This window comes from Corynebacterium sp. HMSC04H06 (assembly GCF_001815935.1).
Taxonomy (GTDB): domain Bacteria; phylum Actinomycetota; class Actinomycetes; order Mycobacteriales; family Mycobacteriaceae; genus Corynebacterium.
In genome coordinates this window covers 32,074-45,188 of record NZ_KV823414.1, presented here as the reverse complement: position 1 = coordinate 45,188, position 13,115 = coordinate 32,074, and the positions used below count along the sequence as shown (strand labels likewise).

10 protein-coding genes are annotated in these 13,115 nt (G+C 64.4%); 1 reads left to right on the top strand and 9 read right to left on the bottom strand.

Annotation, left to right across the window (positions count from 1 at the left end):
- Nucleotides 1-163 precede the first annotated feature (163 nt).
- Nucleotides 164-502, top strand: coding sequence for a hypothetical protein (locus tag HMPREF3067_RS03385; protein ID WP_070768321.1), 339 nt, complete (start codon nucleotides 164-166; stop codon nucleotides 500-502).
- Between the two features lie 128 nt (nucleotides 503-630).
- Here the strand turns inward: HMPREF3067_RS03385 and HMPREF3067_RS03380 are convergent, their stop codons facing one another.
- From HMPREF3067_RS03380 to ruvB, 9 genes are all read right to left on the bottom strand, one after another.
- On the bottom strand, nucleotides 631-1,185 hold the full coding sequence (locus HMPREF3067_RS03380) for a DUF421 domain-containing protein (protein ID WP_246819221.1): 555 nt from the start codon (nucleotides 1,183-1,185) through the stop codon (nucleotides 631-633).
- A gap of 149 nt (nucleotides 1,186-1,334) precedes the next feature.
- The gene (locus tag HMPREF3067_RS03375) at nucleotides 1,335-3,401 is read right to left on the bottom strand and encodes a bifunctional metallophosphatase/5'-nucleotidase (protein ID WP_070768320.1); all 2,067 of its coding nucleotides are present in this window, start codon (nucleotides 3,399-3,401) and stop codon (nucleotides 1,335-1,337) included.
- A 218-nt stretch (nucleotides 3,402-3,619) separates the two neighbouring features.
- Nucleotides 3,620-5,914: a RelA/SpoT family protein gene (locus tag HMPREF3067_RS03370; protein ID WP_070768319.1), complete on the bottom strand. Its 2,295-nt coding sequence runs from the start codon at nucleotides 5,912-5,914 to the stop codon at nucleotides 3,620-3,622.
- 47 nt (nucleotides 5,915-5,961) lie between these two features.
- The gene (locus HMPREF3067_RS03365; protein WP_070768318.1) at nucleotides 5,962-6,513 is read right to left on the bottom strand and encodes an adenine phosphoribosyltransferase; all 552 of its coding nucleotides are present in this window, start codon (nucleotides 6,511-6,513) and stop codon (nucleotides 5,962-5,964) included.
- Nucleotides 6,514-8,166, bottom strand: coding sequence for an ABC transporter substrate-binding protein (locus tag HMPREF3067_RS03360; protein ID WP_210400077.1), 1,653 nt, complete (start codon nucleotides 8,164-8,166; stop codon nucleotides 6,514-6,516).
- Nucleotides 8,167-8,258: 92 nt separating this feature from the next.
- Nucleotides 8,259-9,425: a protein translocase subunit SecF gene (gene secF, locus HMPREF3067_RS03355; protein ID WP_070768317.1), complete on the bottom strand. Its 1,167-nt coding sequence runs from the start codon at nucleotides 9,423-9,425 to the stop codon at nucleotides 8,259-8,261.
- Nucleotides 9,425-11,266, bottom strand: coding sequence for a protein translocase subunit SecD (gene secD, locus HMPREF3067_RS03350; RefSeq protein ID WP_141759313.1), 1,842 nt, complete (start codon nucleotides 11,264-11,266; stop codon nucleotides 9,425-9,427). Before secD ends, secF begins: the two co-directional genes overlap by 1 nt.
- Before the next feature lie 326 nt (nucleotides 11,267-11,592).
- On the bottom strand, nucleotides 11,593-11,940 hold the full coding sequence (gene yajC / locus HMPREF3067_RS03345; protein ID WP_070768316.1) for a preprotein translocase subunit YajC: 348 nt from the start codon (nucleotides 11,938-11,940) through the stop codon (nucleotides 11,593-11,595).
- 67 nt (nucleotides 11,941-12,007) lie between these two features.
- Entirely contained in the window at nucleotides 12,008-13,105 is a 1,098-nt protein-coding gene (ruvB, locus tag HMPREF3067_RS03340) for a Holliday junction branch migration DNA helicase RuvB (RefSeq protein WP_070768315.1), read from the bottom strand.
- Between the last annotated feature and the right edge of the window lie 10 nt (nucleotides 13,106-13,115).

Genomic DNA, 13,115 nt, shown 5'->3' with positions numbered 1-13,115 from the left:
CCACCAGTTAACCCACTGTTTACCTGCGGTTCTAGATTCACTAAGAACTCTACGATTGGGACCTCAATTGGAAGTTTCCTTAAACAGCTCTTGCAAACCCCTGCCCGTATCGCTACTATTTGTAACGTCTGCAAGTACTCCACGGAATCTAAGGATTTTGATAATGAAGCTTTTCTCCCGTAAGTCCCTGGTTGCTGGCGCAACCGCCATCGCCGTTTCCTTCGCTGGCGTCAACGTTGCCACCGCTGAAGAAAACCCGGAGGTTACGGGTGTCGAGGCCGGCGCCGGGGCTGGCAACAACGAAGACCAGACCGGCGGCGACAATGACAACAACGACGACGAGTCCGGTTCCTCCATTGGCGACCTGTCCTCCAGCGAGGACAAGGACGTCGATCCGGACGAAATCAAGGCTTGGATCGGCGTTGTCAGCGCCGTTATCGGTGTGCTGGGCTCCATCTTCGCCTTCGTCAACAAGTACATTGACATTCCGGGCCTGAAGTAATTCGGCTTGTCCTAGCTGCTAGCTAGCACACTTAATGCCCCGTGGTTTTATCCGCGGGGAATTTTTATGCCTTGGCTCGGGATCCGGCTGTCTGTTGGGCTTTCGGCCTCTCTGGAGTGTTTTGGCACTTAGTCTTGGCCGAGGCCTTTGACGTCGCGGAAGACGTCAGGGTCCATTCTCTTGCCTTCTTGGATGACGGCGATTTGCCCGGTGGGTTCCAGGATCATGGCTTGGACTTCCTGCGTGCTGCCGAGGCCGGCTTTGCGGATGGCCGAATAGATATCAGTGTCGCTGACGTGGGCGAAATCGGCGTTGGCTTCTACCTTCTCCCCGTGGTGCATGATGAGGATGGGCTCGCGGTCGATGAACCGGGACCAGCCCACAGCATTGCGCAGCACGCCGAAGGCGGCCTCCAGCCCCATGAGCGTGGCTAGGCCCAGGACGCCGGCGGCCAGTGACGGGGGCACGCCCACGATGACGCGGCCGGCAACGGCGCCGAACATGATGATGATGACGGCATCGGAAGCAGTCATGGAGGTCAGCACGCGGGAACCGAAGACCTTCACCAAGAGCATGAACGCCAGGTAGATGCCGATCGACGCCAGGATGATGATAGGGATGCGGTGCCACTCCAGCCCCAGCTGGTAATAGGCCTCGTCCAGTAGAATTTGCTGCCAACTCACGTGCCCTAGCTTAGTCGCTGATAGGTACGGATACGGAGACGCTGGCCGGTTGGTGCTTGGCTGCGGTAGTGCGAACAAAGGCCCTGGGGTAATCCCCAGAGCCTTGTCGTTATTGGTCGCGCTGGTGTTTGGGCCGCGCGGTGTCGGGCTTAGAGGCCGAACTGCTTGCGCAGGTCCTCAATCATCTTTCGGACCGGGGCCGGCAGCGTGATGATGCCAGTGCCGACCGCGCCCATCAAGCCGGCGACGAGGGCGGCGATAACGCCCGCGCCAATACCCACCGAGGACAGCAGCGAATCACTGGAGCCGGAGCTCAGGCTGGAGCCGTCGTCGTCGGTGTCGTCGTCGTTGTTATCGCCTCCGTTGCCGTCGGCGGCGGCCACGGTGACTGGGATGATGACCTCGGTGCCCTGGTCGGTGGTGACTTTGAGCTCCTGCTCGCCGGAAAGGCCCTCCGGGACGGTCAGCTCGACGATGGCGCGGCCGCGCTCACCCATCTGGTCGTCGCCGTCCTGACGAGCGTTGTCAATCTCGGCCTCGGCGGTTGCCTCACCCAGGGAGACGGTGGCGGTCTTGGCCATCGGCTCGCCCTCGCTGGTGTAGTTGAGGGAAGAAAGCTCCACGGTTAGCTTCTCACCGGCCTTCGGCTCGCCGGACAGGTGCACGCCGACCTGGCCCTGGCCGGTACGCACGTCGGCCTCGCCGCTGGCGATGTAATCGATCATCGCCTGGGTGTCCATGTAGCCCACGTCCACGATATCCTTGACCTGGTCCTCCTTGAAGAAACCGTCACCGCCGCCGGCCAGGAAGGTCGACAGCGCCACGGTGTAGTTCTTCTCCCGGTCGAGCGGCTCGCCGTTGATGATGACCGACTGGACGCGCTGGCCCTGCTCCGCCTGCGGGTCGTAGGCCACGGAGACGTTCGCCGACAGGCCGAGTGCCAGGCGCGGGCGGGAGTTGCCCGGCTGCCACTGGTTCTCCAAGGCGTCGACCAGGTCCTGGCCGGTAATGGTGCCGTAGGCAATAGAGTTGCCAAACGGCTGGACCTCGAAGATGTCCTGGTAGGTCACCGTGCCGCTCTTGAGGTCGGCGCGCACGCCGCCGGCATTCATCAGGCCCAGGTCGATGTCCTTGTCGACCTGCTTGGACATGCTCACGCGCTGACCCTCGGCGATAAAGTTGTTCAGGGTGGACTCGACTCCGCGGTTGGAGCCGGGCTCCTTGCCCTCATCGGAGCCGCGGAACATGGCCTGCGGGGTCTCGCCGGCTTCCTCGGCACCTTTCTCCGCGGCCTTGTTTTTGGCCTCCGCCACGAGGCCCGCGATCTCCGCGTTCGGCTCCAGGGCCGCTGCATCCGAGTAGTCGTACTGGGTCAGCTCCACGTCAGTGAGCTCGCCGGCGGCCTTGTCGTAGGTAAAGTCCACGTCGTTGAGTACCTTGCCGTACTCGTGGCCCTGGGCCCAGTGCAGCGGCAACGCGCCCTCGCGCTCGACGGTCCCCTGGGAGCGCACGTGGGAGTCACCGCCGAAGAGGACGTCCACGTCGTTGTTGAAGCCCTCGGCGTACTGTTCGGCATCCTCGTGCATCAGCGCCACGACGATGTCGGCCTCGCCGGACTCCTTCAGGCGGGTGGCCTCCTTGTTGGTGGCCTCCACCGGGTCGGCGAAGGTGATGCCCTCGATGGCGCTCGGTGCGACCTTCTCGGCGGTCAGCTGGGTCACGGTGCCCACGTAGCCGACCTTGACGCCGTCGATCTCAGACACGTGGGAGGCGTCCATCGCCGGCTCGCCATTCTTGAGGACGTTGGCGCCCAGCACCGGGTAGTCGGACTTCGGGATGATGCGGTCGGTCAGGTCGTCAAAGCCCTGGTCGAACTCGTGGTTACCCACAGCGCTGGCCTCCACGCCCATGGCATTGAGGACCTGCAGGGTGTACTCGTCATCGGTGATGGCGGAGACGAACGCGGAGCCGCCGACGTTATCGCCCGAAGTGGTCAGGTCGTAGTTCTGGTCCTGGTTGACCTGCTCGACCAGGCTCATCAGCTTGGCCGCACCGAGTTCCGGATCGGCTTCTTCCAGGTGGCCGTGGAAGTCGGTGAAGTTGGACACCGAGAAGCTGACCTTGTCCTCGGCGAAGGCGGCCGGAGCACCCTGGAGGGCGACGGCGGTGACGGTGGTAGCCGCCACGAGGCGGCCAATGCGACGGAAGTTACTCATGGGAGTTCTCCTGCGAGACTTGGGAAAAGGGACTAGAGACAAATCCCTTTATAAACCCGTAATCAAGCCGGCGCAGCGCCCGCGAAGTTGGGCCGCGGCTTCCCCTGCGGTGTTAACCTGACCGCGGCGAAGAGTTCACCTACCAGTCACCGGACGGGGGCAGTGCGCTCTCCCCTGTCGCTACTTCTTTGGTCGCTGGCCCCGCGGTGCGCGCGGGGTTAGGCGGTGACGCGGTAGACGTCGAAGACGCCCTCGGTGTTGCGCAGCGTGGTCATCAGCTGGCCCAGCTGCTTGGTGTCGGAGACCGAGAAGGTGAACTTCAGTGTCGCGATGTGATCGTCGCCGCGGTTCGAGGTCATCGACAGCACGTTCAGGTTTTGATCGCTAAAGATCCGCGTGATCTCGAACAGTAGGCCCTGGCGGTCCAGCGCCTCCAGCTGCAGCGTGGCGGCAAAAGCGCCCGAGGCGGAATTGCCCGTGGCCCAGGAGACGTCCATCATGCGCTCCGGCTGGCTGCGCAACTTTTCCGCGTTGGTGCAGTCCACGCGGTGCACGGAGACCCCGCCACCGCGGGTGACAAAACCGAAGATCTCGTCGCCAGGGACGGGCTGGCAGCACTTGGCCATCTTGGCCATCACGTCCGGGCTTCCTTCCACCAGGATGCCGGTGCCCGAAGAGGAATCCTCCGTCTCCTTGGTGCGGGAATTCTCCAGCGCCGACAGCGGGGTGCGGTCCGCTAGGGCCTCGACGGCGTCGTCTCGGTCGCCGAACAGGGAGGTCAGCTGGTTGGCCACGTGCTGGGCGGAGACATTGCCCGAGCCGATGGCCGTGTACAGCGAATCCACGTCCGGGTAGTGCAGCTGCTTGGCCACCTGCTTCATCGAGCTAGCCGTAAACAGCCGGTAAAGCGGCAAGCCGCCGCGCTGGACCTCCGTGGCCAGGGCGTCGCGGCCGGCCTCGAGGTGCTCTTCCCGGCGCTCCTTGGCGAACCACTGCCGCACCTTCGCCTTCGCGCGCGGCGAGACCAAAAACTCCTGCCAGTCACGCGACGGGCCGGCGTTGGCGTCCTTGGAGGTAAAGATCTCAACCTTGTCGCCGGATTTCAGCGTAGACTCCAGCGCCACCAGCTTGCCGTTGACCTTCGCCCCGATACAGCGGTGACCGACTTCGGTGTGCACCGCGTAGGCGAAGTCGACCGGCGTGGACCCGGCCGGAAGGTTGATGACATCCCCCTTCGGGGTGAACGCGAAAATCTGCTTGGCGGACAGGTCGTAGCGCAGGGAGTCCAGGAAGTCGTTCGGATCGGCGGCTTCCTTCTGCCAGTCGAGCAGCTGGCGCATCCACGCCATCTGGTCGACCTCTTCCTGGTGGCCTGAGTTTTTACCCTTGGTCTCCTTGTAGCGCCAGTGCGCAGCCACGCCGAACTCGGCGTTGTAGTGCATCTCGTGCGTGCGCACCTGCACCTCCAGCGAGGAGCCGCCATCGGCCAGCACCGTGGTGTGCAGCGACTGGTAGACGCCGAAGCGCGGCGAGGAGATATAGTCCTTGAACCGGCCCGGCAGCGCCGAGTAGAGGGCGTGGACAACGCCAATGGCGGCGTAACAGCTGTTGATGCCCTCGACCAGGATGCGGATACCCACCAGGTCAAAGATCTCGTCGAAGTCGCGGCCGCGCACGATCATCTTCTGGTAGATGGACCAGTAGTGCTTCGGCCGGCCCATCACCTCAGCCTGGATGCCGTTCTCCTTGAGCGCGGCGCCGACCTCTTCCTTGATCTGCTTCAACGCGCGGTCGCGCGACGGGGCGCGGGCGGCCACCATGCGCACGATCTCGTCGTACTTCTTCGGGTACAGGATGGCAAACGCCAAATCCTCGAGCTCCCATTTAACGCTCGCCATGCCCAGACGGTGCGCCAACGGGGCGATGACGTCGAGAGTCTGGCGGGCCTTTTTCGCCTGCTTCTCCGGCGGCAGGAAGCGCATGGTGCGCATGTTGTGCAGGCGGTCGGCGACCTTGATGACCAGCACACGCGGGTCTTGGGCCATGGCCACGATCATCTTGCGGATGGTCTCCGCCTCAGCGGCAGCGCCCAGCGCGACCTTGTCCAGCTTCGTCACGCCGTCGACGAGCCGGGCGACCTCGGGGCCGAAATCACCGGTCAGGTCCTCGAGGGAATAGTCCGTGTCCTCCACCGTGTCGTGCAGGAGAGCGGCGGCCACCGTGGTGGTGTCCATGCCGATCTCCGCGGCGATGGTAGCCACCGCCAGCGGGTGCGTAATATACGGGTCCCCCGACTTGCGCATCACGCCCTCGTGCAGGCGCTCGGCGGTTTCGTAGGCGTTGTTCAGCAGCTCCACGTCTGCCCGCGGATGGAACTCGCGGTGGATGGACAGCAAAGGCTCCAAGACCGGATTAACCTTGGTCCGCCCACCCGTCAGGGAACGAGCCAGGCGGGCGGACATGCTGCGCATGCTCGACCCAGCGGGGCGTTTCGCCGGTTTATCGTGAGTCATTACGCGCCCCTTTCCGAACTAAACTACTAATTAGTTCAGTCTAGCGCTTAATTCTCCTCAGGTGTGCGTAAGACCACCAAAGGCGTTCCCGCAAGCCGCTCGCGCCCGCCCAGGCCGTCGACCTCGATGACCACGACGTTGCCAACGACCTCGGCGCCGGCCTGTTCCAGCAGCTGGCGGGCGCCAAAGAGGGTGCCGCCGGTGGCCAGAACGTCATCGACCAGGGCAATCTTCTTGCCCTTGAGCTCCGCGCCGTTGGCGGGAATCTCCAACGCGGCGGTGCCATACTCCAGCTCGTACTCGGTGTGTAGGACCGGTGGCGGCAGCTTGCCCGCCTTGCGGATGGCCAGGATCCCCACGCCCATCTTGTAGGCGACAGCCGAGCCCAACAGGAACCCGCGGGCATCCAGCCCACCGATCATCTCGGCGCCGAGTTCCTCGCAGGCCTCGGCCAGGCCGTCGACCACGACGCTGAAGGCATCCGCGTCGGCCAGCACTGGGGTCAGGTCTTCGAAGAGGACGCCCGGCTCCGGGAAATCCTGGACGTAGCGGATCTTGTCTTGTAGGGCTTCATTAGCGTTGGAGTACTCAGAACTCACTTAATTATCCTTCGATTTCGATTCGGTGGCGCCTTCGGGGATCAGCGCCCACCTGTCCATATTCCAACCGATTCCCGACAACCCAGTGTACGGTACCACGTGTTTGACATCGTTGCGGACCACGAAGGTCTTCGGCTGGGCAGCCAGCGGGATGGTCCGCACCGTCTGCCACTGCTCAGCCTCGGCCTTGTTGAGCTCTTCCACGTTCGAAATCCGCGGCTCCACGGTCGAGAACTCCGTGAGTGGATCGATGGGGCCCAAGAAGGCGTCGATAGCCGGCATACCTGTTTCTGGGTCCGGGTTGAGCATGTACTGCGAGGTGTTTTCCGCGCTCACGTCCTCGACCGTGATCCCGGCCGACTGGCAGGTCTCCGCGATCTTTTCCACCATGGCGGCAAGGCGCTCGTTGGGGCCTAGGTAACCGATGCGGATGGTCTGCCCGCTCAGCGTCTGCGCGATGGCGTTGTCGGTGCCCACGTGCGGCTCGGTGGCCCGCTTCAGGTACTTGCTGATGGGGTCGTTGTGCCGCAGCACGTGCTGGTAGACGGGCGGGACCTCCACCCCGGATTCGGTGGAGCTGAGCTTGGCGAGCGCGGCCTGGTCGATGCACTCGGAAAACGCCCGCCGCGGTTCTTCCTGGGCGAATAGACCGTACTCCGACAGAACCAGCGACTCGGTCAGATCGCCGACAACCGGCTCGATCTCGTAGGGGTTATCGTCCGCGTCGCGGTCCAGCCAGGCGGGGTTCGCCTCACGGGAGTCGACCACGCCGAGGGTCCCGGCGTCCTTCAGCGCACCGGAATCCGCGTCCGCGGGCCAGACGGCCACCGGGGCGATTTCGGCCTCGTCACCGAAGAAGTGCGGGTTGCGTTCCAGGACCACTTCCCCGCTCTCACCGACGTGGTCGATGACGTACGGGCCGAAGGAGACCTGCAGCTCCGGATCGAATTCGGCCAGCTGGAAGTCGAAGCGCCAGATGCGCGCGACCTCCTCCAGCACCGTGGGATCCTGCGAGTACAAGGCGTTGGTCAGCTCCTGGGAGTCCATCCCCACCTTCTTGGCGATGGCGTGGGCCGGCATGACCGTGCCCGGCCCGAACAGGCCGCGCCAGCGCTGGCCCGTGCCGGGCGCGAAGACCACCTCGAAGACCTTGTTCTCCGGCGCACACTTGAACTGTTGGATGTCGTGGGCCAGCGGCATGTGGGAGCCGAAGGTTTCCTGCATGGTGCCGGCCGTGTACGCCAGTAGGTAGTCCACGCAGGTCACCGGCTGTCCGTCAGAGAATTGCGCGTCATCGCTGAGCGTGTAGACCACCGACTTGGATTCGTCCTCAGAACCCGGGTTTACCTCCTGGGTATTGACCAGGTCCGTGTTGGGGATCATCTGGCCGCGCGGGCCCGGCACGAAGGCGGCCGGGTACAGGCGGCTGGACAGCTGCGCCACGCTGCCGGCCGAGCCGAAGGCGGTGCCGGCGTTGGTGGTCACCAGCTCCGAGGAGGTCTGGTAGCCGAAGTGGTCGCTGGAGGTCTTACCTTCTTCCTCGGCGGGCTCGTCGCTCTGCCCACACGCCGCCAGGCCTAGGGTCAGGCTGGTGGCCACCGCCGCGGCTGCCAGCCGCCCCAGCGCTGGGTATTTCTGGACTCCACTTCCCATGACGGGCTTACTCCTACCTGGAACTAGCAATTAGAAAACCCGGGGTGCAATGCCCCGGGGAAAGAAACTGACCGTGAACTACCTGGGCCGGGCTATTGCCCCGGGCGCCAGGTGGCGCCGGAACCGGAAGTGCCTTCGCCCGGGCGCGGGCCGTGGTCCTCGTCGGGCTCGGCGATGTCGTCGTTGGCCGAGGCTGTGACCGGGGAGGCCACGGTGCGCTTCGCGCCGCCTTCCTCAGCCAGGGTGTTCTCATCAACCTCGCCGGAGCGGTAGCGATCCACCTCGGCGTTGTGCCGGCGGAACTCCTTCTTCCGGTTGACCATGCTGACCAGCAACGGGGTGGCCAGGAACAGCGAGGAGAAAATGCCCTCGATGACACCGATGAGCTGGATGAGCGCCAGATCCTTGAGCGTGCCGATGCCCATCAGCCAGACTGCGACCACGAACAGGGCGATAATCGGCAGCGCCGAAATCACGGAGGTGGAAATCGAACGCATCACCGTCTGGTTGATGGCCAGGTTGGCCTGTTCGCCGTAGGTGTGTTTGCGCTGCCCCAAAATGCCCTGGGTGTTCTCGTTGACCTTATCGAAGACGATGACGGAGTCGTAGATGGAGAACGTCAGGACGGTCAGCAGACCGATGATTACCGCCGGGGAAACCTCGAGCCCGAACAGGGCGTAGATGCCGGCGATGATGACGCCGTCGACGATCAGCGCGAGGATGGCCGCGAAAGCCATCGTGCGCTGCAGGCGAATAGCCACGTAAACCGTCGCCGCGATGAGGAAGACCAGCATCGCGATGATCATGCGCTCGGTAATCGAGGAGCCCCAGGACTCAGACACGGTGGAGGTGCCGATGGCGTCCGGGGTGGCCTCGCCCTCGGCGTTTTCCGGCTGGTACTCCTCGTAGATGGCCTGGCGGGCGCTGTCGACCTGCTCCTGGCTCAGCCGCTCGGAGGTGATCTCCAGCGTCTCTGAGGCGCCGGAGCCGACGATCTGGACCTGCTCGGGCTCCACGCCGGTGGCTTCCTCGAAGGTCTGGCCGACCTCCTCTTCCACCAGATCCGCGGCCGGCATGGTTACGGTGGTGCCGCCCTCGAAGTCCAGCGAGAGGCTGAAGCCGCGGATGAGGATCGCGGCGATGGACACGACCAGCAGGCCGATGGTGATCGAGTACCACAGCTTGGTCCGGCCGATGAAGTCGATACCGCCCTCGTCGGAGTAGAGGCGATCCAACCGGGAAATCTTGTTCTTAGCCATTAGTTGTTCTCCTCGCCCTGCTCGGTGCGCTTATTACGCGCGGTGCGCTCGGTCTGCCCAGGCGTCGTGTCTGAAGTATCCGCGGTCTGTTCGCCGCGCGGATGCGTCTTACCATAGTGGCCCTTCGCCCGGTTTTCCTCAGCCAGCGCGAAAATGCCGCCCAGGCCGTTCATGGACGGCTTGGCAAAGACCGGCTTGCGGGCGGCCAGCATCATCAGCGGCGCAGTGATGAGGAAGGAGACGACCAGGTCGAAGACGGTGGTCAGCCCCAGGGTGAAGGCAAAGCCCTTGACCTCGCCGATGGCCAGGAAGTAGACGACCACGGAACCGATTAGTGTCACCGCGTTACCGGTGACGATGGTGGTCCGCGCCCGCTCCCAGGCCTTGGTGGTGGCCGAGCGGAAGGTGCGGCCTTCCAGGATCTCGTCCTTGATGCGCTCGTAGTAGACCACGAAAGAGTCAGCCATGGCGCCGACACCGATGACCAGGCCGGCGATGCCGGACAGGTCCAGCGAGTAGCCGACCCAGCGGCCCAGCAGCACCAGGGAGCCGTAGGTCAGGGCCATGGCGCCGACCAGCGTCAGGAAGGAGACGAAGGCGAAGGCGCGGTAGTAGTAGATCGAGTAGGCCAGGACCAGAATCAGGCCGACCAGGCCGGCGATGAGGCCGGCCTGCAGGGCGGCGTGGCCCAGCGACGGCGGGACCGTCTCGGTCGTGCCGCCCGGCTCGCCGTTTTCACCCACGAAGGACAGCGGCAGCGCGCCGTAGCGCAGGTTGTTGGCCAGCGACTGGGCTTCCTCCTGGCTGAAGTCGCCGGTGATCGAGGTGGCCGAGCCGTACGGGGTCGCGCCCTGAATCTGCGGCGCGGAAATGACTCCGGAGTCCAGGGTGATGGCGATCTGCTTCTGCAGGTACTCCTCGGTCAGCTTCGCCCAGGTGGCCGAGCCGTTCGGGCCGTCGCCGGTCTGGAAGGAGAAGCTGATCTGCATCTGGCCGGTCTCGGGGTTCAGACCACCGTCGATCGGGGAATCCGTGTCGATTTCCGAACCGGTCAGGCGGGTGCCGTTCGGATCCTCGACGCCGTCCAGCAACGGGGCCGGATCCAGGATGTACGGCATGCCCTGCGAGTAGTCACAGGTAACCAACGGCTTGGCGGGGTCGTCCGCGCCCGCCAGAGGATCCGTGTCCTGGGTGCAGGTCATCAGGGCCGAGGCCGCAGAAAGCGTGGTCGGGTCCTCCGACTGGCGGTCCTTGAGCAGCATCTCGGTCATCTCGTCGCGGCGTTCCGCCTGCTCCAGGGAGTTCTCCGGCTCCGGCAGCGGCTCGGCGCTGACTTTCTTCTCATCCACCTTGGTGTTGTTGGACCCCTGCCCCTCGGCCTGCTCGTTGGCCTGGTTGATGGCGTCGGTCACGCGCTTGAGAGACTGGTTTGCCTCGTCTTCCGAGAGCACGCCGTATTTCACCCAAAGGTTGGCCATGTCTTCCATCTCCGGCAGCAGCTTGGTCATGTCCGGGGTGGGCTGTTCGGCCACCGGGCGGAAGAGCAGCTGGGAGGTCTGGCCGACCGACTGCGCTTCCTGGGTGTCCTCGCCCGGGACGGTAATCACCAGCGTGTTGCCGTTGATGACCACCTCGGAGCCGGACACGCCCATGCCGTTGACGCGCTGTTCCAGAATCTCGCGGGCCTGCTGCAGCTGGTCCTGGGTGGGTTCTTCGCCCTGCGGGACCAGCGTCACGCGGGTACCACCCTGCAGGTCGATGCCGAGCTTGGTGCTGGCGGCGCGATCGCCAGTAAAGAATACGAGCGCCCACACCGCCAGAAGAATGACGACGAAGAGCATGATGGCGCGCTTGGGCCATTTCCTACTGGCGTTGTTGATGGCGCCTTTGTGAGGAGCGGACACGAATTCAATCTCCTGTGCATTGCAAGTTACAGGGCTAAGTAAAAATCGCTGCCTTTAACGAAGTAAAGGAGCGAACACGATCCATCATGGTACGTGATATCCGTGGCAAAACCTCAACAGGTCGCCAGAAAAGGGCCCAGGTGTGATCATGACAACGATCACAGTAGGGACCAAGATAGAAAAATCCGCCTGCCGCCGGCGCGCGCTAGGCATGTCTTCGACAGGCGGCGGACGGAATAAGGCTCGCCGGGGTGCGGGCGTTTTTAGTTCTTCTCGTCCGGGTTAACCGGCTTGTCTTCGGGGTGGACATCAGTCTGCTGCGGCTCGGCCGGGGCGTCGCCCACTGGGTTCGGGGCGGTATTCGCCGCGCGCAGGATACCCATCTTGTCGACGGTGATAACCATGCCACGGGCGACCTCCAAGTCGATATCCCCTTCGCGCACCGCGGTCACGGTGCCGTGGATGCCGCCGGCGGTCACGACGCGCTTGCCCGGGGTCAGCGCGGCCTGGAAGGTCGCGACTTCCTTCTGACGCTGGCGCTGCTTGCGCATAGCGAAGAAGGTGGGCAGAACTAAAAGGACAACGAGGACGATAAATAGTACTAGTTCCATACCGATCCAGTGTGCCAGAATTTTCAGTTTAGCTGTTAATCAAACGCCGTTGAGCAGCAAGAATCTATTAAAACAGGCCAATCGCCCCGTCGGGCGGGGTCAGCCCCAGGTGTTGCCAGGCCGCCGCCGTGGCCACGCGCCCGCGGCCCGTACGGGCGATCATGCCGGCGCGCACGAGGTAAGGCTCGCAGACCTCCTCCACCGTGGAGGGCTCCTCCCCCACGGCAATCGCCAGAGTGTTCACGCCGACGGGCCCGCCGTTGTGGCCCTCAATGAGCGCGTGGAGCACTGCCCGGTCCAGGCGGTCCAGGCCCATCTCATCCACGTCGAAGACGGCCAAGGCGCCCTGGGCGGCCGCCAGGTCGATCTCGCCGTCGCCGTTGACCTCGGCGAAGTCGCGCACGCGCCGCAGCAGGCGGTTGGCAATACGCGGGGTGCCGCGCGAGCGCGAGCCAATCTCCACCGCCGCCTCCCGCGTGATCTCCACGTCGAGGATCTGAGCGGCGCGCTTGATGACCCGGGTAAGATCCGCGGTGTCGTAGAACTCCATCTGCGCGGTGAAACCGAAGCGGTCCCGCAGCGGGCCGGTCAGCATGCCGGCGCGGGTGGTGGCACCCACCAGGGTGAACGGCGGGATCTCCAGCGGGATGGAGGTCGCACCCGGGCCCTTGCCCACGATGACGTCGATCCGGAAGTCCTCCATCGCCATGTACAGCATTTCCTCGGCTGGACGGGCGATGCGGTGGATCTCATCGATAAACAGCACGTCGCCCTCCATGAGGTTGGAGAGCATGGCGGCCAAGTCTCCGGCGCGCTCGAGAGCCGGGCCCGAGGTCATCCGCAGGCTGGTGCCCAGCTCCTGGGCGACGATCATCGCCATGGTGGTCTTGCCCAACCCGGGCGGGCCGGACAGCAGCACGTGGTCCGGGGTCACCCCGCGCTTCTTCGCGCCCTGCAGCACCAGGGAGAGCTGCTCGCGGACTTTGGGCTGCCCGATGAACTCGTCCAGGCTCTTCGGGCGCAGGGAACGCTCGATGTCGCGCTCGCCCTGCTGCGCGTGCCCGTCGACGTCGTCGTTGCGCCGATCCGCGGCCTGCGCGCTGCCCTGGCGCGCGGCCTCCAGCCCGTCGGGCAGCTGGAACTCGGTGCGCTCAATATCTGACATGTTCTAACAC